13 protein-coding genes and 1 other RNA gene are annotated in these 22,556 nt (G+C 67.3%); 3 read left to right on the top strand and 11 right to left on the bottom strand.

Annotated features, from left to right (window positions below; genetic code table 11):
* Positions 1-4: 4 nt before the first annotated feature.
* From QRM89_RS11105 to pilG, 5 genes are all read right to left on the bottom strand, one after another.
* Positions 5-6,982: an Hpt domain-containing protein gene (locus QRM89_RS11105; RefSeq protein WP_285448041.1), complete on the bottom strand. Its 6,978-nt coding sequence runs from the start codon at positions 6,980-6,982 to the stop codon at positions 5-7.
* 113 nt (positions 6,983-7,095) lie between these two features.
* Positions 7,096-9,132 (bottom strand): methyl-accepting chemotaxis protein, encoded by a 2,037-nt coding sequence (locus tag QRM89_RS11100; RefSeq protein ID WP_011038045.1) that lies wholly within the window; start codon positions 9,130-9,132, stop codon positions 7,096-7,098.
* 39 nt (positions 9,133-9,171) lie between these two features.
* A complete protein-coding gene (locus QRM89_RS11095) occupies positions 9,172-9,702 on the bottom strand; it encodes a chemotaxis protein CheW (RefSeq protein WP_014508568.1) in 531 nt (176 codons plus the stop codon).
* Complete coding sequence (locus QRM89_RS11090; protein WP_011038047.1) at positions 9,702-10,064, bottom strand: response regulator; 363 nt, start codon at positions 10,062-10,064, stop codon at positions 9,702-9,704. Before QRM89_RS11090 ends, QRM89_RS11095 begins: the two co-directional genes overlap by 1 nt.
* A gap of 17 nt (positions 10,065-10,081) precedes the next feature.
* A complete protein-coding gene (gene pilG, locus QRM89_RS11085) occupies positions 10,082-10,483 on the bottom strand; it encodes a twitching motility response regulator PilG (protein ID WP_011038048.1) in 402 nt (133 codons plus the stop codon).
* 237 nt (positions 10,484-10,720) lie between these two features.
* Between pilG and gshB the strand changes: the two genes are divergently transcribed.
* The gene (gshB, locus tag QRM89_RS11080) at positions 10,721-11,671 is read left to right on the top strand and encodes a glutathione synthase (protein WP_076054329.1); all 951 of its coding nucleotides are present in this window, start codon (positions 10,721-10,723) and stop codon (positions 11,669-11,671) included.
* Positions 11,668-12,543 carry an energy transducer TonB gene (locus tag QRM89_RS11075; RefSeq protein WP_115556537.1) on the top strand — a complete coding sequence of 292 codons (876 nt, stop codon included), beginning with the start codon at positions 11,668-11,670 and terminating at the stop codon, positions 12,541-12,543. The genes gshB and QRM89_RS11075 overlap by 4 nt, the downstream gene beginning before the upstream one ends.
* Positions 12,544-12,760: 217 nt before the next feature.
* On the opposite strand, the gene QRM89_RS11070 is transcribed toward QRM89_RS11075, so the two are convergent.
* From QRM89_RS11070 to mrcB, 6 genes are all read right to left on the bottom strand, one after another.
* Positions 12,761-13,684 (bottom strand): ADP-ribosylglycohydrolase family protein, encoded by a 924-nt coding sequence (locus QRM89_RS11070; RefSeq protein ID WP_285448040.1) that lies wholly within the window; start codon positions 13,682-13,684, stop codon positions 12,761-12,763.
* Positions 13,684-14,403 (bottom strand): tRNA (adenosine(37)-N6)-threonylcarbamoyltransferase complex dimerization subunit type 1 TsaB, encoded by a 720-nt coding sequence (gene tsaB / locus QRM89_RS11065; RefSeq protein WP_115540771.1) that lies wholly within the window; start codon positions 14,401-14,403, stop codon positions 13,684-13,686. Before tsaB ends, QRM89_RS11070 begins: the two co-directional genes overlap by 1 nt.
* A 202-nt stretch (positions 14,404-14,605) precedes the next feature.
* A non-coding RNA gene (locus tag QRM89_RS11060) (sX9 sRNA) lies at positions 14,606-14,680 on the bottom strand.
* Positions 14,681-14,878: 198 nt separating this feature from the next.
* On the bottom strand, positions 14,879-16,885 hold the full coding sequence (locus tag QRM89_RS11055; RefSeq protein WP_285448039.1) for an ATP-dependent DNA helicase: 2,007 nt from the start codon (positions 16,883-16,885) through the stop codon (positions 14,879-14,881).
* Positions 16,886-17,371: 486 nt separating this feature from the next.
* A complete protein-coding gene (locus QRM89_RS11050) occupies positions 17,372-17,896 on the bottom strand; it encodes a hypothetical protein (protein ID WP_285448038.1) in 525 nt (174 codons plus the stop codon).
* A gap of 12 nt (positions 17,897-17,908) precedes the next feature.
* Positions 17,909-20,353 carry a penicillin-binding protein 1B gene (gene mrcB / locus QRM89_RS11045; protein WP_076054322.1) on the bottom strand — a complete coding sequence of 815 codons (2,445 nt, stop codon included), beginning with the start codon at positions 20,351-20,353 and terminating at the stop codon, positions 17,909-17,911.
* 95 nt (positions 20,354-20,448) lie between these two features.
* On the opposite strand from mrcB, the gene QRM89_RS11040 reads away from it, so the two are divergent.
* On the top strand, positions 20,449-22,551 hold the full coding sequence (locus QRM89_RS11040) for a glycosyltransferase (RefSeq protein ID WP_285448037.1): 2,103 nt from the start codon (positions 20,449-20,451) through the stop codon (positions 22,549-22,551).
* Positions 22,552-22,556: the final 5 nt, after the last annotated feature.

Raw genomic sequence — 22,556 nt, 5'->3', positions numbered from 1 at the left:
GCCATTATTCTCGGACACGGGCGATCCCCAGCAGGTCATACACGTTTCGCATCAGATCCAACTCTTGGTAAGGCTTGCCCAGGTACCGCTGCACGCCAATCTCGAAGGCGCGCTGGCGATGCTTTTCACCGCTGCGCGAGGTAATCATCACGATCGGCACGGCCTTGAAGCGCGGGTCTGCACGCATCGCGGTGGCCAGCTCGTAGCCGTCCATGCGCGGCATTTCGATATCCAGCAGCATCAGGTCCGGCACGCGCTCTTCGAGCAGTTCCAAGGCCTCGACACCATCGCGTGCGGTGGTGACATCCAGGTTGTGGCGTTCCAGCACGCGGCTGGTGACCTTGCGCATGGTGAGCGAGTCGTCCACCACCATCACCAACGGTACTTGGCGCTGTGCTTCGGCCGGGGTTTCCAGTGCCGGACGTGCCGGCTGGGTCAGATAACGGCGCACCAGCGGTGCGACGTCCAGGATTACCACCACGCGGCCATCGCCGGTGATGGTGGCGCCGTAGATGCCCGGCACCGAGGCAATCTGCAGGCCCACCGGCTTGACCACGATTTCGCGGTTGCCCAGCACCTGGTCGATCGCCACGGCGGCGCGCAGATCACCGGCACGCACCAGCAGCAACGGCACCTGCGCCTGGCCATCGGCACGCGCAACCGGCTGGCCGACCAGCGAGCCGAGGTCGTGCAGCACGTACTCTTCGCCGGCGTAGTGGTAACCGCCCTCGCCCGACTCGTAACGGGTGCGCGAGATGCGGCCGATACCGCTGACCGAACCCACCGGCACCGCGAAGGTGGTTTCGCCGATCCGCACGAACACCGCCTGGGTGACCGCCAGCGTCTGCGGCAGGCGCAGGGTGAAGGTGACGCCCTGGCCGCGCACCGAGTGGATGTCCACCGAGCCGCCAAGCTGACGCACTTCGTTGCGCACCACGTCCATGCCCACGCCACGGCCAGCCAGCTGGCTGACCTGGTCGAAGGTGCTGAAGCCGGACGCGAAGATCAGGCCATCCAGTTCGGCCTCGCTGAGCTCCTGGCCGGGCTCGATCAGGCCGCGCTGTTCGCCACGGCGACGGATCGCCTCGCGGTCCAGCCCGGCGCCGTCATCGGCCACTTCCAGCACGATTTCCGAGCCTTCGCGGCGCAGACGGATCGCGATGCTGCCTTCTTCCGGCTTGCCGGCGTCGCGGCGCTGCTCGGGCGTTTCCAGCCCGTGCGCCACCGAGTTGCGCAGCATGTGTTCCAGCGGCGCGACCATGCGGTCGAGCACGTTGCGGTCCAGTTCGCCCTGGGTGCCTTCCAGCACCAGATGCACCTGCTTGCCGGTTTCGGTAGCCGCCTGGCGCACCACACGGCGCAGGCGCGGCACCAGGCCATCGAACGGCACCATGCGCGCACGCATCAGGCCCTCCTGCAGTTCGGAACTGACGCGCGACTGCTGTTGCAGCAGGCCGTCGTACTGACGCGAGAGGTCTTCCAGCACCCCTTGCAGGCCGCCCAAGTCGGCCGCCGATTCGTTCAACGCGCGGCTGAGCTGCTGCAGCGTGGAGAAGCGGTCCAGTTCCAGCGGATCGAAGGTGCGATCGCCCTGGTCCTGCTCACGCTGATAGCGCGCAACGATCTGCGCTTCGGTTTCCAGATCCAGACGGCGCAACTGGTCGCGCAGACGGGCGTTGGTGCGATCCAGTTCGCCCATGGCGCCGCGGAAGGCACCCAGCTGCTGCTCCAGCCGCGAACGGTAGATCGCCACTTCGCCGGCGTGGTTGACCAGACGGTCGAGCAGATCGGCGCGCACGCGCACCTGCTCCTGCTGCACGCGCGGCAGGAAATCCTCTTCGACCTGACCATCCACCGGGATCGGTGCCGACAACGGCGCCGGCTCGACCGAGGCCTTGGCGATGGCACGCACATCGGCATCGGTTTGCGGTGCGGTGCTACGGCCACGGGTGCGGGTTTCGAAGGCTTCCACCAGGTCGACCGGCATCGCCACGGCGCGGTGCATGCCGGTGCGGGTCAACAGCTGGTGCAGGCGATCGAAGCCACGCTCGAACAGCCGCACGTCATCGCGATCGATGTCGGTGCGGTTGGCGGCCACGGCTTCGAGCAGCGATTCGATCGCGTGCCCAAGGTCGCCGATGGCGTTGATGCCGGCCATGCGCGCGCCGCCCTTGAGCGTGTGCAGATCGCGCTGCAGTCCATTAAGGACATCGCGGTCTTCCGGCACTTCGCGCATGCGGGCGATCAGGCCATCGCAATGGTCGAGCAGGTCGCGACCTTCCTCGACGAAGATGTCGACCAGTTCGCCATCGAGCTCGTCGAAGTTGAGCGGGCCGATATCGAAGGCGGCGCCGGCATCGTTGGCGGTGGTGTCGGCCGGTGCGGCCTCTTCCACCGGCGCACTGAAGGCCACCGGCGCGGTGTCTTCTTCTGGGGTGGCTGCTGCGTCTTCTGTGATGACGGCGGGCTCTTCCTGCGCGTCCTGTTCGACGTGCTCGTCCTGCTCGGCGTGCTCGTCACGCGTGGTGTAGTGCAGCTGTGCGGCGTCCTGATCGCTGCCGCCATCGGCAGCGTCGGCGAATTGGTCGTTGCTGCTGTTGGCATCGCCAGCGGGTGCATCCTGCGCCGGTGCAGCGTCGGCAATCGCCTCGCTCGGCAACGTGTCGGCCAGCGGATCGCTGGCTTCTTCCACACGGCCGGCGACCTGCGCCATCTCGAACGCCTGCACCGACTCGATAGTCTGCGCCGGCACGCTGTCGCTTGCCTCTGCGTGCTCCAGCGGAGCGTCGTCCAATTGCGCTGCGTCGGTCTCGCTCGATGCGGCAAACTCATCGAGTGGCTGCGCGCCATCCACCGCCAGCAACGCGGCCTCGTCAGCCACCTGCTGGTCGTGATCGTGGGCGGCGTCGCCGTCCTGCGCGTCGAAGTGCTCGGATGGCTGCACGTGGTCGTGCGGCAGTTCGTGCTGCTCGGAATTCTGCATCGCGTGCGTGGTGTCCACGCTATCCAGCGCGGCGGTTTCGGGTGTCCATTCTTCCGCTACCGGGGCATAGGCACCATCGTTCGCGTCGGTCCCGGCGTGCACCGCTTCCAACGCGTCGATTGTCTCGACCGACGTATCGGCCGCGTGTTCTTCGCGATCTTGATCTTGCTGTTCGGCATGCTCGCCAAGTGCATCGGCATCGGCGTGCGTCTGCTCGGAAGGCTGTTCGCCCTGCTCGGCCTGCAGATCGCTCGACGCGTGCTGCTCGGCCTGCACCTCATCCAGCGACGGCACGTCCAGGGTCTGCGCGTCGCCCAGGCGTGCTTCGGCATCGGCGAGTTCATCGACGGCCACCGCATCGCTCGCTGCAAAGGTCGCGGCCTCTGTCTCGGCGTGCGCGGTGTGCTCGGCCTCGTCAGCCGCGTGATCCGTCGTCGCATCCTCGTGCGTCCGATCACCAGCATGCGCATCGACATCGGCCGGCGCGGTGGTCTGCAGATCGGTCGCGTCCCAGGCATCGGCGGCAAGCACGGGCTCGTCGGCAACCGTGTCCTGCGCGGCGGCCAGCTCCGCATCGGCATCGCTGTCGGCCTGCGGCGTCTTCTCGCGCGAGGCATCGGCCGACATCGGCACCGCGTCGATCGCTTCACGCAGTTGCTGTTCGAGTTCGGCGGTGTCGCTGATCGTTTCGCGCGGCGCGGCGGCGTCCAGCGACAGCGCGCTGCTGTCGTCGGCTTCGGCGGTGGCCAGTTCGTCGACCGCAATCGGCGTGTCTCCCTGCGGCTGGGTGTCCAGCGTCGCGTCGCCAGCGGTCTGTGCAGACACATCGCCGGTGGTCGCCAAGGCATCCGCATCGACGTAGCGCGACAGGTCTTCCACACCCGTCAGTTCGATGCCGGCGGTGTCCTGCGCGGCATCCACCTCTTCCAGTTCGTCCAGGAACACCTGTGGCGGCCACTGCGCTTCCGGCAGCTCGTCCACCAGCCCGCGCAGGCGCTCGGTGAGCGGCGCGAACGACGGAATCAGCGGCGCATCGGCGCGCAGCGCGGTCACCGTGGTGGCGATCGCCGCCGCGGTGGCAGCCAGCGCTTCCACGCCCTCTGCAGACGGCGTGGCCGACGCACCAAGCAGGCGCTTCACATAGCTTTCGGCCGGCGTGGTGACCAGGGTGATTTCCGGCACATCGGTCATGGCGAACGCGCCGCTCATGGTGTGCACGGCACGCAATAGCTCTTCGGTTGCCAACTGCGGGCCGTGCTGGGCGGCCTGCAGCCAGCCATGCACGGTTTCCAGATGGGTGGCGACTTCCGCTTCCAAAATTTCGCGCAACACGCTGTCCACCGACGCGGGCGTGCCTTCGGTGATCGGCGCGGTGCCGGCGGGCAGCGCCGGGATCACCGGCGCCTCGGCCACGGCCTGCACGGCGGGCACGTAATAGGCTTCTTCGCCAGCGGCCACGCGCTCGGCCACGGCCTGGATGTCCGGCAGATCGGCGCTGATGCGGCCCTGGTCGCGCAATGCGGCGTTGAACTGCGGCAGTACCTCGTAGGCCAGTTCGACCATCGCCACCACCGCCGGGCTGGCCGGCCGCGAGTTGTCGAGCACGCGGTTAAGCATGCTCTCGATCTTCCAGCTGAACTCGCCGAGTGTGCTGGCGCCCACCAGACGGCCACTGCCCTTCAGGGTGTGGAACACACGGCGGATCGGGCGCAGATTTTCCTGGCTGTGCGGGGCAGCGCGCCACACCGGCAGCAGCTGCCCCAGGTTGACCAGTTCCTCGTCGAATTCTTCCAGGAATACGTCGCGGATGTCGTCATCGATATCGCTGTCGCCGAAGCCGCCGAAAATACCGGCCTCTGCCACGACCGGCGCAGGTGCGTCTGTAACCGGCGTCGCTGCCGCATCGGCGGTTACCGGCGTGGCGGGTGCACCATCGACGTCGAACTGTTGGGCAGCGGCATCCAGCTGCGCCAGGAACGCGGCGGACGCATCGTCCAGCTCGAATTCGCTGACCGTGGCCTGCTGCACGCGCGGGCCCGCGGCCTCGGTGGTCGGTTCGGCCGGTTCCGGCGTCGGCTCGGGCGCCGATTCCACGAACGGGTTGTCGTCTTCCTGCGGGGGCGGCGGCGAGAACGCATCCTCGAGGCTGCCGGCACGCTGCGACTGCACCGGGGTGATGAACTCCAGCGGCGCAATGGTGTCTTCGCCCGGCAGGTCGATCTGCTCGATCTGCAGCGGTGCATCCTCGGCCACCACCGGCACGACAGGCAAGTCCTGTTCCAGCGCGCTCAGATCGACGGTATAGCTGACCTGCGCGGCCTCGGCATCGCTGCCGTCCTGCTCGGCCGAGACCGGGTCGAACGCCGACAACGTCGGCGGTGCGCTCTGCTCGGTAGTGTCCAGCTGCCAGCTGCCCGGCGCCTGCGCGCCGTCATCGGACAAGGCCACCGGGGCAATGGTGAACGGCACGTGCGACTGGCCGGACACGGTTTCTTCCGCAGCCACCGGGTCGAACGAGAACACGCTGTCGGTTGCCGCAGCGCCGGTGTCCTGCACCGCGCTGTCTGCAAACGGCGCTTCATGCACGGTCTCGTTGGCCCATTCCAGCGACGCAGCGGGCGCGGCGTCGTTGGCGGCCGGGTTCGGCTCGCTGAGCTGTTGTGCGAACGGCACCACCGCAGGCTGCGGTTCGGCCGCGCCAGGTTGGTCGGCACCCACCGGCAGTTCGGACGGCTGGCCCGACGGCAACGGCCAGTAACGCAGGGTTTCCAGGCTGTTGCGGGTGATGTCGAGGATTTCCTCGCGGCCGGGACGGCGCTCGCGCAGGGCTTCCAGGTAGTACTCCAGGCTGGCCATGGCATCGGCCAGGGTGTCCAGCTGGCGACCACTGGGAACGCGCTGCTTGCCGATCAGTTCCAGATCGACATAACGGCGCACGCCTTCCAGGTAATCGGCGGCCTGCGGCAATTCCAGAATCCGCAGCGCACCGCCCACTTCGCCCAGCAGATGCGGCACGTCGGTGAGGCGGGCGTGGTCCCAGTTGGTCTCGATGAAGGCGACGAAGTGTTCGCGCGCGGCACCGAAGTTGGCAATCGCTTCCTGCGCCAGCACGTCAACCGTACGACGCACTTCCGACGCACTGGCACTGGTGCTGGCTTCATCGCCGGCTTCGCCGACGTCGGCACCGAGGCTGGCGACCTGATCGTCCAGCGAGGCATCCACGTACAGCAGCGCGCCGGCGATATCCAGCAGCACGCCTTCGTCCATCTGCACCTGGCCATCGACCACGCGGGCCAGCGCGTCACGCTGCTGCACCACCACGTTGCGTGCAACACCCAGGCCCATCATGCCCAGCGTGTCGGCCACGCTGCCGAGTTCCTTGACCTGGGTCTGCAGCTCGGCGATGTCGCCGCCGGTGCGCAGATGCAGATCCAGCGCGTCCTTGACGCGCAGCAGTTCTTCCTTGACCGCATTGCCGACGGTGTCGAGCAATTCGCGGTTACGTCCGCTCAGGCTGCCGCGGGCGTGATCCAGTTCGGCCTCGGTAGCAACACCGGCCTGCGGATCGAAGGCGAACAGCACGCTCTCGTTGAGGCCCGGCTGGCCGCGCGTGGCACGGATCTCGTTGAGCAGCGGCAGCAGCACGATCGGAATGTCGCGGTGGCCGTTCTGCAGGCGCTCCAGATAATCGGGCAGCAGCACGGTGCCGCGCATCAGCATCGCGCAGGCCTCGTCGCGGTCGCTGACCTCACCGGCCTGCACCGCGTTGGCGAGCAGTTCCAGTTCTTCGGCCACCATCGCCGGCGCGTACAGCTCGACCATCCGCAACGTGCCCTGCACCTGGTGCAGATAGCCCGCGCAGAACCGCATCCGACTGGTGTCGGACGGTTCTTCGGCGAAGTACTCGATCTCGTTGCGCGCCTGGCGCAACGTTTCATCCAGCTCCGGCTTGACCCAGCCCAGTGCGGCGTGGCTCATCGCATCGCGAAGCGCACTCATTGCAGCCCCCTGACAACGACCGCACGACCGCAATTGCGGCGCTTGGCCCATTCCTGCATCGACGTAACGCGACTACGCGCCATCTGCTGATCCTTTCCCGTTCCGCGTCGTGGTCACGCCGGCAGCTTGAAGTCGGCAACCGAACGGCGCAGATCGGCCGCCAGCTGGGCCAGATTGCCGATCGACGCGGCCGTCTTGCCTGCACCCTGCGAGGTCTGACTGGTGATCTGACGGATCACGCCCATGGTCTGTGTGATGTCCGCCGCCGCAGCGGACTGCTGGTGCGCGGCGATGGAGATGTTCTTAATCAAGTTGTTCAGTGCGTTGGACACGCGCTCGATTTCGGTCAGCGCGGTGCCGGCGTCTTCGGCCAGGCGTGCACCGGACACCACTTCGGAAGTGGTCTGCTCCATCGAGCTGACCGCCTCGTTGGTATCGGCCTGAATGGTCTGGACCAGGCCTTCGATGCGTCGGGTCGCACTGGAGGTGCGTTCTGCCAGGCGTTGCACTTCGTCGGCCACGACCGCGAAACCGCGACCGGCCTCGCCTGCCGAGGCGGCCTGCACCGCGGCGTTGAGCGCCAGGATGTTGGTCTGCTCGGAAATGTCGTTGATCAGTTCCACGATCGAGCCGATCTCCTGCGAAGACTCGCCCAGGCGTTTGATGCGCTTGGAGGTTTCCTGGATCTGGTCGCGGATCTGGTCCATGCCCTGGATCGTCTCGCGCACCACGCCGGCACCCTCGGCGGCGATCACCACCGAGCGCTGCGCCACTTCGGCCGACTCGGTGGAGTTGCGCGACACCTGCTCAATACTGGCGGCGATTTCGCTGATGCGCTCGGAAGCCGTGGTGATCTGGTTGGCCTGCTGGCCGGCCGCATCGGCCAGCTGCATCGCGGTGGCCTGGGTCTCCTCGGTCGACACGGCCACCTTGGCCGAGGTGTCGTTGATCGTCGTCACCAGGTGGCGCAGCTCGTCCACGGCGTAGTTGATTGCGTCGGCGATGGCGCCGGTCATGTCCTCGGTCACCGAGGCCTTGACGGTCAGGTCGCCCTCACCGAGCGAGCTGATTTCGTCCAGCAACCGCATAATGGCCTGCTGGTTACGGCTATTGAATTCCACCTGCGACTGGTAGCGCACGTCCTGCTCGCGCGAGCGCGCACGCACCGTACTCCACACGAATCCGATAATCGCCAGCAGCGCCAGCAAACCGGAGACCACGCCCAGCCAGAAGTTCGGGAACAGGCGCGTGTCGCGCACCGAACCGAATGCGGAGAACGCATCGAACAGTTTCTTGCTGTCGTCGAGCATCTTGCTCGAACCGGCGGTCAGCGCCGCGGCCGAGGACTGCGCGGCGAACAGATTGCGCGAGCTGGCCAGAATGGCGTCGACGTCCTTCTTCATCGTCGTCCACTGCGCCTGCGACTGCTCCAGTGCCGACAGCGCTGCCGGATTACGCACTGCGGCAATGCCGAGTTCGTCGTTACCGGCGCGCAGGCCTTCGAGCATCTGCGTGAACACCACCGAGTCGCGTGCCAGCGCGTCGCCCGAGGACGCCGCATTGGCGCCACCAGCGCGCATTTCGGTCACCCGGCGCGCCATGGTGCCGGCGACCACGACCTGCTGCAGCGTGTTGTAGATCTGCGACGCGGGCGCGCCGCTGACGGTCATTGCGCGCACCACTTCGTTCAACTGCGCCTGCAGCTGCGGCACGCTGCCGGAGAAGCGGTCAGCATTGCCGGCCAGGCCGAGCACGGCCGGTTCGCTGGCGATCACCTGGTCGGCGTTCTTGCTCAGCGGCACCCAGGTCGACTTGAGTTGCGCCATCGCGCCAGAGACCGAGCCTTCCTGGCCGTAGCGGCCATCCAGTTCGCTCACGGTGCTGTCGATGCGGCCCTTGGTCTCCTTGAACGCGGCATAGGCCTTGGCGTCACCGGAGACCGCTTCGCGGCCCTGGTTGGCCAGCTGTTGCGAGAGCACCTGCAGGTCGGCCGCGCCGGTGCTGGCACCGGCCAGGCGGCTGCCTTGCCAGGTGGCGACGCCGGTATTGGCGCCGAACACGATCATCGACAACACCAGCAGGCCAAGCCAGAAGCTGGTACTGACGCTGCCGAGCTTGTTGGTCTTGCGGGCGTCCGGGGCGGTACTCATGGTTCGACCTCGATCTGTATGACGTGGCGGGGTCGCGGCTTAGGCCGCGGCCTGCCGGAATTCAGGAGTGCGTGACAGCAACGCCAGGGAGAACACACCCCAGTCCTGCGTCTCGTTGCGGAAAGCACGATCGATGAAGTGGGCGTAGCGGCCTTGCGCCAACTCGCCCGGTTCGACCGCCTGCGCCTGTTCGAAGCTGCGCTGGCCGTACAGCTCATCGATGGTCAGCGCGACGTCGCCGCCGCTCTGACGCATGATCAGCACGCGTTGGCCTTCCTGCAGCACCGTGCGCCGGCCCTCCAGGAACTGCTTCAGATCGATCACCGGGAACAGGTTGCCGCGCAGGTTGCCCACGCCCAGCAGCCAGGGCTGCGCGCCCGGCACCGGCGTCACCGGCGGCATCGGCACGATTTCGGCGACTTCGCGGAAATCCGAGACCAGCCGGCGGGTGCCGACGCGATACCCCACGCCACGCCAGATATCGGCCGAGAACTGACGTTCCGGCAGCGGCGTGGCATGCGCAAGGCTACGGCGCTCGTAGTCTTCGAGAATGTCGAATGGAGAACGCATCAACGTACCAGTTGTTTGATGCGCGCGATCAGATCGTCCTCGCGCGGCGGCTTGACGATGTAGTCGCTTGCGCCCTGCCGCAATCCCCAGGCCTTGTCGGTTTCCATGCCCTTGGTGCTGACCAGCAGCACGGGGATGTCCTTGGTTGCCTGATCGCGCGCAAGTGCACGTGTGGCTTGGAAGCCGCTCATGCCGGGCAGCACCACATCCATCAGCACCAGATCGGGCGCCTGGCTGCGAATCAGCTCAAGTCCCTCTTCGGCGTTGTCGGTGGCGACGACCGTATGGCCAGCTTTTTCCAGCCATTGACTGAAGACTGCCCGGTCGGTGGGCGAGTCCTCGATCAATATGATTCGAGCCATGTTGCCTTTCCCCCTGGTCAGGCGTTGACGTACGTACGGATCGCGCTCAGTAGTTCTTCACGGGTGAATGGCTTGGTCAGATATTGCTCGGAGCCGACGATGCGGCCGCGTGCCTTGTCAAACAGGCCATCCTTGGAAGACAACATGATCACCGGCGTCGACTTGAAGAGCTGGTTGCCCTTGATCAACGCGCACGTCTGGTACCCATCCAGGCGCGGCATCATGATGTCCACGAAAATGATCTGAGGTTGCTGGTCCGCAATTTTGGCCAGTGCCTCGAATCCGTCCGTCGCTGTCACCACTTCACAGCCTTCGCGCTTGAGCAGCGTTTCGGCAGTGCGGCGAATGGTCTTCGAATCATCGATAACCATCACCTTCAGTCCTGCGAGTTCCCCACCCGCAGCCATGTTTTCAGTCATGCAAATATCCCCGGGCGCGCGACGCTTCATCCCTTCCGACGTCGCTACGAAACTACATGTATATCCCAAGACCCGCATCGACTGTCAAGGGTGCGTTGCCGGGGCCCCGCCAGGCGGACGTTCCGACCGCAGCAGGGCGCCCTTGGACCGGCAAGTCGCGCATTCGCAACCCGCCGGGCGCGCCATCGCCCACCGCTTGAAGTTACCATCGGCAGCTTGTTCTAAAGGTTTAGCCCCATGTCGCTCGACGTCGTTGTGGTGATGGATCCCATCGCCTCCATCAAGATCGCCAAAGACACCACCTTCGCCATGTTGCTGGAAGCCCAGCGCCGTGGTCACCGCCTGCATTATGTGCGCCCCGGCGGACTCAGCCTGCACGAAGGGCGCGCCGTGGCGCAGGTCGCGCCGCTGAGCGTGCGCGAGGACAAGGCCAGCTGGTTCACCCTGGGCGCGTTCGCCGAGCTGGTGTTCGGTCCCGGCCAGGTGGTGCTGATGCGTAAGGACCCGCCGGTGGACGCCGAGTTCATCTATGACACCCAGGTGCTGGCCGTGGCGCAGCGCGCCGGTGCCCAGGTGGTCAACGACCCGCAGGGCCTGCGCGACTACAACGAGAAGCTGGCCGCGCTGCTGTTCCCGCAGTGCTGCCCGCCCACCCTGGTCAGCCGCGATGCGGCCGCGCTGAAGGCGTTTGTGCTCGCACATGGCCAGGCGGTGCTGAAGCCGCTGGACGGCATGGGCGGGCGCTCGATCTTCCGCAGCGGCACCGGCGACCCCAATCTCAACGTTATCCTGGAAACGCTGACCGATGGCGGCCGCAAGCTGACCCTGGCGCAGCGCTTCATTCCCGACATCACTGCCGGCGACAAGCGCATCCTGCTGGTGGACGGTGAGCCGGTGGACTATTGCCTGGCACGCATTCCGCAGGGCGACGAGTTCCGCGGCAATCTGGCCGCCGGCGGCCGCGGCGAGGGCCGCCCGCTGTCCGAGCGCGACCGTTGGATCGCCGCGCAGGTGGGCCCGGAAATGAAACGCCGCGGCATGCGCTTCGTGGGCCTGGACGTGATCGGCGATTACCTCACCGAAGTCAACGTCACCAGCCCCACCTGCGTGCGCGAGCTGGATGCGCAGTTCGGGCTCAATATTGCCGGGCTGCTGTTCGATGCGATCGAGGCCGGCACCGCGCAATGAGCACGGCCGCGGCCTTGCCTGCACCGATGGACGAACGCCAGCGTCTGACCGCGACGCTGGTGATCTCGCTGCTGCTACATGGCCTGCTGATCCTGGGCGTGGGCTTTGCGGTGAGCGAAGACGCACCGCTGGTGCCGACCCTGGATGTGATCTTCAGCCAGACCAGCACTCCGCTGACGCCCAAGCAGGCCGACTTCCTGGCCCAGGCCAACCAGCAGGGCGGCGGCAACCACGACACCGCGCAGCGCCCGCGCGACAGCCAACCGGGCGTGGTGCCGCAAGACCGCACCGGGCTGGCGCCGCAGGCGCAGCGTGCCACCACCGTGCAGGCGCCCTTGCCGACGCAGACGCGGGTGGTGTCCAGCCGCCGCGGCGAACAGGCCGTGCCAACCCCGCAACCCAATCCGCAGACCGACCGGCTCTCGCCTGCCGACGCGCAACGCGTGCAGCGCGATGCCGAGATGGCGCGGCTGGCGGCCGAGGTGCATCTGCGCTCGGAGCAATACGCCAAGCGTCCCAACCGCAAGTTCGTGTCCGCCAGCACCCGCGAGTACGCCTACGCGAATTATCTGCGCGCGTGGGTGGACCGCGCCGAACGGGTCGGCAACCTCAATTACCCTGACGAAGCGCGCCGCCGCCGGCTGGGCGGCAAGGTGGTGATCACCGTGGGCGTGCGCCGCGACGGCAGCGTGGAAAGCAGCCGTGTACTGGTCTCCAGCGGCACCCCAGTGCTGGATGCGGCCGCCTTGCGGGTGGTGCAACTGGCGCAGCCGTTTCCGCCGCTGCCGCGCAGCAAAGACGATGTCGACATCCTGCAGGTCACCCGCACCTGGTTGTTCCTACCCGGCGGCGAATTGCACGACGACCGCTGAGCGTGCATCCGCTTGGGGCTGCATGGGTACTGCCTGGGCACGCGCTGCTGGTCAATCGGTAGCGTCTTGATGAGCGCCCACATTGCGCGCTGGAGTGCAGCGCGCTTCGATGTCTGGCGACCGGACATAGCCAAATCAATCGCTGCGCACACGTAAAGATGCAGGACGCCGGGCGATTGATCGCCTTCGTTGGCTTAGACGCGCTTCGCAGCCGCGGTCAGAGCGCCTGCGCTGCTTCGTAGAGGCGATCGGCCAACGCGACGATCTCGGCGGCATCCTGCACCCGTTCACGCCAGGCCGCCGGAATGCCGTCGATGCCGTAGAACGCGCCGGCCAGTTGCCCGCAGATCGCGGCGGTGGTGTCGGCGTCGTCACCGAGGTTGGCGGCGCGCAACACTGCATCGGCAAAGGTGTCTGTGGTGGCGAAGCACCACAACGCCGCCGACAACGCATCGACGACGTAGCCGCTGCCGCGGATCTGCGCACGTGCGACGGATGCATGCGCGCGCACCAACAGTGCGCCGATTGCCGGCGTCACCAGCGATTGCGACGGCAACGCGGCTGGCTGCAACACCTCGTCGCGGCCGCTGCCGAGCAGCGCCGCACGTAGCTGGAACGCAAACAGGCGGCACGCATCCAGCGCCTCTGGCGCGGCATGGGTGGTGCGTGAGCTGTCTGCGGCGCGCTCGCCCAGCTGCTCGGGACGCTGCGCGTAATACATCGCCACCGGGGCAAGACGCATCAGCGAGCCGTTGCCCGCCGCGCGCGGGTCGTCGCTGCCGCTGAATGCCGGGCCGCCATCCAGATAGCGCTCCAGCGCCTGGCGGACGGTGCCACCGATATCGAAACAGGTGCCGGTGCTGCTGAGATAACCGTGCTGGTACCAGTTGCAATAGCGGTTCATCTGATCGGCGGCGTCGAAGCCCTGCCGATACAGCAGGCTGTGCGCCAGGCACAGCGCCATGGAGGTGTCGTCGGTCCATTGCCCGGCGCGCAAGGCGAACGGCCCGCCGCCGTGCATGTCAGTGACCGGGGTGAAGCTGCCGGGCACGCAGAATTCCAGCGTGGTGCCGAGTGCATCGCCCACCGCCAGCCCCAGCAGGCAACCGCGGAAACGCGCCTGTGCCGTTGCGCTGTCCATCAACGTCGAACCTCCGCCGCCTTCGCTGCGCGTGCGGCCTGCTGTTCGACCAGGGTGAGCGCGACGTTGTCACGCAGATAGGCCGGCTCCACCCGCTCCGGCGCCACGCCTTCGCCGCGCAACGCTGCAGGCAGCGCCAAGGTCAGCAGGTCTGCGGCATGCGGCAGCGCAGCCGCATCCACGCCGGACAGGCGGCCGGCGAAGCGTTGCTGCAGCGGCATCTCGCCGGCAGCCAGGCCGGTACCGACGCCGGCCCACTGCGGTGTGCTTTGCGGCAGCAGCACGGCTTCCGGCGCGCAGACCACTTCGGACCCGAGCGTCAGTAGCGCCTCGCCCTGACGCTCGAACAGCCCGGCATACACCTCGCCCATGCGCGCATCGATGCAGGCCAGCACATGGGTGGCCTCGGCCGGTGCGCGCAGTGCCAAGACCTGCAGGGTGGAGATGGCGAGCACCGGCAGATCCAATGCCAGGGCAATGCCTTGCGCGATGCCGATCGCCAGGCGCACGCCGGTGAAGGCACCGGGCCCGCGGCCTACTGCAATCGCATCCAGCTGGCGACGGCTGATGCCGGCTTCGGCAAGCAACTGCTCGGCCCAGGGCAGCGCCAGCTCCGCGTGCCGGCGTGGCGCGAGTTCGAAGCGCTCTTGCACGTTTCCATCGACATGCAGCGCGACGGAGCAGGCTTCGGTGGAGGTTTCGAATGCGAGGATTTTCATGGGCGAGAACCGTGAATCATGGACCGGGAATTGGGGGCCCGGAGAGACGCAAAGCTTAACTGATCGACCTGGGGCACCCGAGTCGGGGCGTGAGCCGGGTCGTAGCGGGTTGGCGGCATCCGACATGCGACGGGCGTCTGTGTCGATGGATGACGCCACGTGCTGCGGTGACGGGAGGCTCGCAGCAGTACTGATTAAGAGCGGCTTACAGAACGTAGCGAGCAGCCGTCAGGTGGGTGCGGACGGCGCGAAGGAACCGGAGTGTACGGGGGTACCTGCCGATTCCGAGCACCGGCCGCGCCCGCCTGGCGGCTGCGCAGTCGTTTTGGAAGCTGCTCTAAGATTTGCATCAGCAGCGACAGTGCTGCACTGCCGCTGTCGGCAGCGCCTTCGGCACAGTTCGGCGTGCGTACCTCCGGCAGTCTTCGCAGCGAATCCATCCACGCGCAGCGACGCGATCGCGACTAATCGCTGCTCAGTCGGGCAGCAACGTCGCAACCTCTACTCCGGCCTGGCCGGCCCCGGGCTCCGCACCGAAAAACGCACGTACATCATCGATCTCGCGGGTGCGCGAAAATGGCGGCAACGAATTCAGGAAGGTACGTCCGTAGCCCTTGTTCAACAGCCGCGGGTCGCATAACACCAACACGCCGCGATCGGTTTCGCTGCGGATCAGCCGGCCCACGCCCTGCTTGAGGGCGATCACCGCCTGCGGCAATTGTTCATCGCGGAAGGGATTGCCGCCATCGCGGCGGATCGCATCCAGGCGTGCCTCGAATACCGGGTCGTCGGGTGCGGCGAACGGCAGCTTGTCGATCACCACCACGCTCAACGCATCACCAACCACGTCCACGCCCTCGCGGAAGCTGGCCGAACCGAGCAGCACGCCATTGCCCGAGGTGCGGAAACGCTGCAGCAGGGTCGCGCGCGGCGCCTCGCCCTGTACGAACAACGGCCACGGCCCATCGCGCAGGGCTTCGGCCGCTTCACGCAGGGCGCGGTGCGAGGCGAACAGCAAGAACGCACGGCCATTGGAGGCTTCCAGCACCGGATGCAGTGCGGCGATCAACGCCGTGCCGAAACCGCGCGCGGCCGGGTCCGGCAGATTTGGCGGCAGATAACACAGCGCCTGACGCGCCCAATCGAACGGGCTGGGCTGCAGCAAAGTGATCGGGTCGTTCAAGCCCAACCGCAAGGCGATGTGGTCGAACTCCCCGCCGACCGCCAGTGTGGCGGAGGTAAACACCCACGCCGCCTGCGATTTTTCGCGGTGCTCGCGCAGCGGGCCGGACACATCCAGCGGCGTGCGCTGGCAACGAAAGCCGCGCGGGCTGAGTTCATACCAGAGCACGTCGTTGTCCACCGTTTCCGGCAGGTCCTGTTCGAAATCCGGCACCGGCACGTCTTCGCCCAGCCAGCGCGACAAGCGATTGAGCGCCTCCTGTGCACGCGCCGTGCAGCCGTCAAACCCCGGCGAAGCCTCGCGCAACGGCAGCAACGCCTCGCCCAGCCGCGCCAGCGCGGACAGCACCGCATCGAAGCCCTCGCGCACCTGCGGCTTGGCCAGCGCGCGCCATTGCGTGCCACGCGGCGGCAGGCCTTCCATGCCTGCGCGTAGCCCGCGCAGGGCGTCGTCCAGCGCCAGGATCGGCGCCTGCAGGCTGGCCTGCGCGCCGGCCACCAAGCGCGCCTCCACCATGCAATCGCGGGCCAGTTCCTGCCACGGCCGCATGCCGAAACTCTCGCCGAAGAAATTGGCCGCCAGTTCCGGCAGCTGATGCGCCTCGTCGATCACGAAGGCCTGCGCGCCCGGCAGGATTTCGCCAAACCCTTCCTGTTTGAGCGCCAGATCGGCCAGTAACAGATGGTGGTTGACCACCACCAGATCGGCCGCCTGGGCGCGCTGCCGGGCCTGCACCACGAAACATTCCGAATAGAACGGGCATTCGGTGCCCAGGCAGTTGTCGACGGTGGAGGTGACCATCGGCAGCAGCGGCGAGTCGTCCGGCAATGCGTCCAGCTCGGCCATGTCGCCGAACTGGGTGCGCCCACTCCAGGCGACGATGCGCTGGAACTGGGTGACCTGCTCGGGGCTGGCAAACCGGGGTTCACCACGCGCCTGCTGGGTGCGGTACTTGCACAGATAATTGGCGCGTCCCTTGAGCAGCGCACTGCGCAGACCGATGCCAAGCGCGGCGCGCACGCGCGGCAGATCGCGATGGAACAGCTGGTCCTGTAGCGCGCGCGTGCCGGTGGAGACGATGGTCTTCAACCCGGACAACAACGCCGGCACCAGATACGCATAGGTCTTGCCCGTGCCGGTACCGGCCTCGGCCAGCAGCACGTCGCGCTGTTCGAAGGCCTCGGCAATGGCGCCGGTCAGGCGCAACTGCGCGGCACGTGGCGCGAACGCGTCGAGCTGGCGCGCGAGCGCCCCGCCTTCGCTAAGCGCCTCGATGCTGGCAGTGGCAAGTTGGGACATGACGGACGACGACAGCGTGGGGAACGCAACAGCCTAACGCGTGTGCGCGGCGGCTGCCTTGGCGGGGCATGGCGGATCGCACGCGAGGCGATGCTGTTGAAAGACGGGCCTGGGTGCGGAGCCTGCTTCGGGCGGCGTGACACCACACGACTGGCGGCCTCGACGTGAGGCGCTAATCGTTGGCGGCCACGGGCGGGCTTGGAGGTTGAATGCGCTATCCGGCTGCCGACGCCGCACCTTGGGGCGCGCCATGGTCCTCAGGACCTGCCGGCTTACCGGCAAGGTTTCGAACCAGCCACATGACATGCCAGGCAGCCACGGGCGAACGAGACAAACAGCAGGCCGTTGACTGCGCGCATCCTCAAGGCTGCGAGCAGCGCTGCGCGCATGCCACCTAACCGCCCTCACGCATCAACGCAGCGCATGCAGCCGCGCGCGTTGCGCCCCAACCCCACTCCCAGGGCGGCTACCCGCCCTGCAGCTCGATCAATACCGCTTCACGCCTGGCACCGTGCACCCGACGATCTGCGCCTTGGCCGAGGCCGCGTTTTCTTTTTCGCCACGCGCCAAGCGTGCTTGTTCGATGGTCGCCCAATGACGGCGGCACAGCGGGCCGGTCTTGGAACCCAGTTCGATAGCCTGCTTGGCAAAGCGCTCGGAGGCATTCCAATCGCCCTGCAACACGGCCACTTCGGCGCGTTCCTGCAGAATCGCCGGATCACCGGAGACCAGGCCCAATGCCTGATCGAGCGCGGCCGCCGCCGCGGCCAGGTCGCCGATCTGACGCTTGGCCTTGGCGGTTTCGCGCAGATCGTCCACTTGCGGGTCGCGCAGCGGCTGCACCGACAGCTCGGTATCGTCGACGCCGGCTTCGCGTTCGATCAAGGCCAGCCGTTGCGCCGGGGTGGTGGTGTCCACCGGCGCCGGTGGTGGCGCGGGCGGCGCGCTGGTGCAGGCGGTCAGGGCGGCGAGGACGCCAACCAGGGCAAGCAAACGGTGCAATCGGATCATGAGTCGTTCCTGTCAGTGCGCAGGTGGGGGCGAGGCAGGTGCGGCCGCGGGCGTTTCGGTCTTCTTGTCCAGGCCGAAGAACCGGCGCCAGCCGCCGCCGCTGGATTGCTCTGCCGGTGCGCTGCCGTCGGCAGGCGCCTCTTCGATGGACGGTGCGTTGCCGGCGCACGACGCGTACGCCGGGGTGAAGCCGACCACGAACGGGAACTGCCGCGCACCTGGGCAACCGGCGTCGGTGACGCCGGTGCCGCTGGCGTCCACCCACTGCCAATCCAGGCCCTTGCCGCTGACCTTCAACGGCGCGCTCGGCAGCCGCGCGAAGATGCTCGACCACACCCGCATCGAGCCGGTGGCGCCATATAGGCCGGTTTCGGCGTTCTGGTCGTTGCCCATCCAGATCACCGCCAGATGGTCGCCGGTGTAGCCGGCATACCAGCTGTCGCGGCCGTCGTTGGAGGTGCCGGTCTTGCCGGCCGGCGACAACCGCCCCAGGCCATCGCCGAGCAACTGGCGCGCGGTACCACCGCTGACCACCTGCTGCAGACCGATGCTGATCAGGTTGGCGGCGACCGAATCGCCTTCCTGCGCCGGCGCCGGGGTCTTGTCGTAGCGCTTGAGCAACTTGCCCTGCGGATCGAGCACGCCGCGCACCGCATGCAGCGGCTGGATCTCGCCACCGGCTGCCAGGAACTGGTACAGCTGCGCCATGCCGTACGGGCTCTGGTCGGTAGCGCCCAGGATCAACGAAGGATTGGTCTCGGCCTTGATGCCGGCCAGCACCTGGATCAGCTGCGCCACGCGCTCCGGACCCACCTGCATGCCCACCCGCACCGTGGCCTGGTTGTACGAATGCGCCAGCGCATCGATCAGGCGCACCGTGCCATGGCTGCGGTTGTCCGAATTGCCGGGCGACCAGGTCTTGCCGCGCGCAAGCTGCACGGTCACCGGGGAATCGTCGACCCAGCTGGACAACGCCCAACGGTCAGGCGAGGCCAGTGCCAGCAGGTAGACGAAGGGCTTGAGCAGCGAGCCAACCTGGCGCTGCGCTTCCACGGCGCGGTTGAAACCGGGCTTGGCCACATCGCGGCTGCCGACCACCGCCAGCACATCGCCGTTATGCACGTCGGTCAGCACCAGGCCGGCCTGCAACGGCGGGCGCTTCTTGTTGTCCAGCCGCTTGATGGTGCCGGTCACCGCACCTTCGGCATACGCCTGCGCAGACGGCGACATGCCGGTGAGCACGCTCATGCCGGCGCCTTGCAGCACGCTTTCCGGATAGTCATGCGCCAGTTGCCGGCGTACCAGGTCCACGTAGGCCGGGAAGCGATTGGCGGCGACCAGGCCCGGCTCCTTGGGCACGCCGAGCGGCGCGGCCAGCGCGCGCTTGTACTCGGCCTCGTCGATGAGATTGTTCTCACGCAGTTTGCCCAGCACGAAATTGCGCCGGTCCAGCGCGCGTGCGGGGCTGCGTCGCGGGTCGTAATACGACGGCCCCTTGACCAGGCCGATCAGCAGCGCGACCTGTTCGGTGGTCATCGAGCCCAGCTCGCGGCCGAACCACAGCTCCGCACCGGACGACACGCCATGCACGGCTTGCCCGCCGCGCTGGCCCAGGTACACCTGGTTGAGATACGCCTCCAGGATGGTGCGCTTGTCGTAACGCGCCTCCATGATCACCGCATACAAAATCTCGTTGAACTTGCGGGTGACCGTCTGTTCCTTGCCGATGCCGAGCAGGCCGCTGCGCGCGAGCTGCTGGGTCAGCGTGCTGGCACCCTGACGCACCTGGCCGCCGGAGCGCGCCATGATCCAGGCGGCGCGCACCATGCCGCTCAGGTCGATGCCGTGGTGGCTGTTGAAGTCGCGATCTTCCACCGCCTGCAGCCCGGTGACCAGCAGCTCGGGCACTTCTTCCATGCGCACCAGGCGGCGCTCTTCCTGCTTCTGGCCGTACAGCGTGGCAATGCGTGCCGGATCCAGCCGCGCGCTCTTGAGCGTCTTGCGGTCGGCCGCATCGCGCACGCTGGCTACCCGTCCAGCGGACAGCGCAACCTCGATCCGACGCGCCGGCACCTGCCCGTCCACGTCGATGTAGCCACGGCTGGCAATCACGAAGCGGCTGCCGTCCTGCTGATAGGTGCCCGCCAGCTTGCCCAGCCCGTCATCACGGTAGGACGCCGCGTCCAGCTCGGTCTTCAGCGTGGCTGCGTCCAGCGCCTTGCCCGGCACCAGCACCAGTGGCCGGCCGTACACACGCGTGGGGATCTGCCAGCGCAGCTCCCCGAAACGCTGGGTCACCTGCTTGTTCAGATACATCGTGTACGGGATCAGGAAACCGAGCGCCAGCGCGAATGCCGCCAGGCCCCAGACGATCAGCCTGCGTTGCCAGCGGGAGCCTTGCTCGGTGGAGTCGTCCTCGAAATCGTCGGGAGCGTCGTGATCGTAGCGTCGGGGCACAGGGATGCGAGAATGTAGAGTCCGGCGAGTCTAGCGCAGCCCTGTCGTGGCTGCGGCGTGCCGGACCCTGTGGCTTAAGCTGGAGTTCCAACGGAATGTCGATGTCCTTGGCCGATGCACGCTATCTATTCAATCGCGTGCTTGGCCTGATCCACCGCAGCGTCGCCAGCATGCGAACCCGCGGATGGCGCGCCACCTGGCAGCGCATCCGCGTGCACACGCAGGCGCCGCCGGTCGCGCTCGGCACGCCGCTGTGGTTGCCCGAGGCTGCGCCATTTGCGGCATTTGCGGTGCCGCACAGCGCTACGCCGCAGGTGACGGTGGTGATTCCGGTGTACAACCAGATCGCGCACACACTCGCCTGCCTGCGTGCACTGGCCGCGCATCCACCGGCGCTGGGCATCGAGATCGTGGTGGTGGACGACGGCAGCAGCGACGCCACCGCCACCAATCTGCCGCACGTGCAGGGCCTGCACTACCACCAGCGCGCACGCAACGGCGGCTTCATCGCTGCCTGTAACGATGGCATTGGGTTGGCACGCGGCGACTACGTGGTGCTGCTCAACAACGACACCGTGCCGCAGCCGGGCTGGCTGGACCAGTTGATCGGCACCTTTACCGCGCATCCATCCGCCGGTCTGGTGGGCGCACAGCTGGTGTATCCGGACGGGCGCCTGCAGGAATCCGGCGGCGTGGTGTTCGGCGATGGCAGCGCCTGGAGCTACGGGCGTTTTGAGTCGGCCGAAGATCCGCGCTACGCCTACGTGCGGCAGATGGACTATTGCTCCGGCGCGGCGATCGCGCTGCCGCGTGCGCTGCTGCAGACCTTGGGTGGGCTGGACCGGCGCTACATGCCGGCGTATTACGAAGACACCGACCTGGCCTTCGCGGTACGTGCCGCAGGCCACAGCGTGCTGGTGCAGCCGGCAAGCGTGGTGGTGCATGACGAAGGCACCAGCAACGGCACCGACACCCGCACCGGCGTCAAGGCGTATCAGGTGCGCAACCGCAGCGTGTTCGCCGAAAAATGGCAGCAGGTGCTGCAGGCGCAGTTGCCGGTTGGCAGCGTCCCCGACCCCGCCAGCCTGCACCGCCACCAACGCCAGGTCCTCATCCTGGACGAATGCGTGCCGCAGCCGGACCGTGACTCCGGTTCGTTGCGGCAGTTCAACCTGATCCGCCTGTTGTGCGCCGAAGGTGCACACGTGGTGTTCGTGCCCACCCGTCGCGAGCATGCCGGCCGCCACACGCAGGCCTTGCAGCAACTCGGCGTGGAAGTCTGGTACGCGCCGTTCCTGGAAGGCATCGGCACCTGGCTGCGCACGCATGGCCCACGTTTCAGCGCGGTGCTGCTGGTGCGCCACCACGTCGCCCATGCCTGCCTGCCGCTGCTCAAGCGTTACGCGCCGCAGGCACGCACCTTGTTCGATACGGTGGATCTGCACTATCTGCGCGAGCGCCGTGGCGCCGAGCTTGCCGGCGACGCCAACCTGCTGCGCAGCGCCGAACGCACCCGCCTGCGCGAGCTGGAGGTCATGGCGGCCACCGACGTGACGGTGCTGGTGTCGGCCGCCGAGCAGGCACAGCTGCACGCGGATGCACCGCAGATCCGCACCGCCCTGCTCTCCAACCTGCACGAGGTTGCCGGCAGCGGCCAGCCGTTCGCGCAGCGGCGCGATCTGGTGTTTGTCGGCGGCTTCCGGCATCCGCCGAACGTGGATGCGGTGCAGTGGTTCATCAGTGCAATTTTTCCGCTGGTGCGCGCCCAGTTGCCGGACGTGGTGTTCCATTGCATCGGCGCCGACGTGCCCGCCGCGCTGCAGTTACTGGCCGATGAAACGCCAGGCGTGCAGCTGCATGGGCACGTGCCGGATCTGGTGCCGTACATGGACACGCTGCGTATTGCAGTGGCGCCGCTGCGCTTCGGTGCCGGCGTCAAGGGCAAGATCAACCTGAGCATGGCGCACGGCCAGCCGGTCGTAGGCACCACCTGCGCGGTGGAAGGCATGCACCTGCACGACGGCGAGGATGTGTGCGTGGCCGATGAAGCAGATGCGTTCGCCGCCGCCATCGTGCGCCTGTATCAGGACGCCGCGCTCTGGCAACGCCTGGCCGACAACGGACTGCGCAACGTGGCGCAGCATTTTTCGCTGGATGCCGCACGCGCGACGGTGCGGACCTTGTTTCTTGCCGAGTGAGGCGA

Source organism: Xanthomonas sp. LMC-A-07 (genome assembly GCF_030208825.1).
Classification (GTDB): Bacteria; Pseudomonadota; Gammaproteobacteria; order Xanthomonadales; family Xanthomonadaceae; genus Xanthomonas; species Xanthomonas campestris.
This window is presented reverse-complemented; position numbering and strand designations above follow the sequence as displayed.

Excerpts from the sequence above, each read along its gene's own strand:
- QRM89_RS11050 (WP_285448038.1), bottom strand. The coding sequence starts at position 17,896 with ATGATCCGATTGCACCGTTTGCTTGCCCTGGTTGGCGTCCTCGCCGCC.
- tsaB (WP_115540771.1), bottom strand. The coding sequence starts at position 14,403 with ATGAAAATCCTCGCATTCGAAACCTCCACCGAAGCCTGCTCCGTCGCG.
- QRM89_RS11100 (WP_011038045.1), bottom strand. The coding sequence starts at position 9,132 with ATGAGTACCGCCCCGGACGCCCGCAAGACCAACAAGCTCGGCAGCGTC.
- QRM89_RS11090 (WP_011038047.1), bottom strand. The coding sequence starts at position 10,064 with ATGGCTCGAATCATATTGATCGAGGACTCGCCCACCGACCGGGCAGTC.
- pilG (WP_011038048.1), bottom strand. The coding sequence starts at position 10,483 with ATGACTGAAAACATGGCTGCGGGTGGGGAACTCGCAGGACTGAAGGTG.
- QRM89_RS11040 (WP_285448037.1), top strand. The coding sequence starts at position 20,449 with ATGTCGATGTCCTTGGCCGATGCACGCTATCTATTCAATCGCGTGCTT.
- QRM89_RS11055 (WP_285448039.1), bottom strand. The coding sequence starts at position 16,885 with ATGTCCCAACTTGCCACTGCCAGCATCGAGGCGCTTAGCGAAGGCGGG.
- QRM89_RS11075 (WP_115556537.1), top strand. The coding sequence starts at position 11,668 with ATGAGCACGGCCGCGGCCTTGCCTGCACCGATGGACGAACGCCAGCGT.
- QRM89_RS11105 (WP_285448041.1), bottom strand. The coding sequence starts at position 6,982 with ATGAGTGCGCTTCGCGATGCGATGAGCCACGCCGCACTGGGCTGGGTC.
- QRM89_RS11070 (WP_285448040.1), bottom strand. The coding sequence starts at position 13,684 with ATGGACAGCGCAACGGCACAGGCGCGTTTCCGCGGTTGCCTGCTGGGG.
- gshB (WP_076054329.1), top strand. The coding sequence starts at position 10,721 with ATGTCGCTCGACGTCGTTGTGGTGATGGATCCCATCGCCTCCATCAAG.
- QRM89_RS11095 (WP_014508568.1), bottom strand. The coding sequence starts at position 9,702 with ATGCGTTCTCCATTCGACATTCTCGAAGACTACGAGCGCCGTAGCCTT.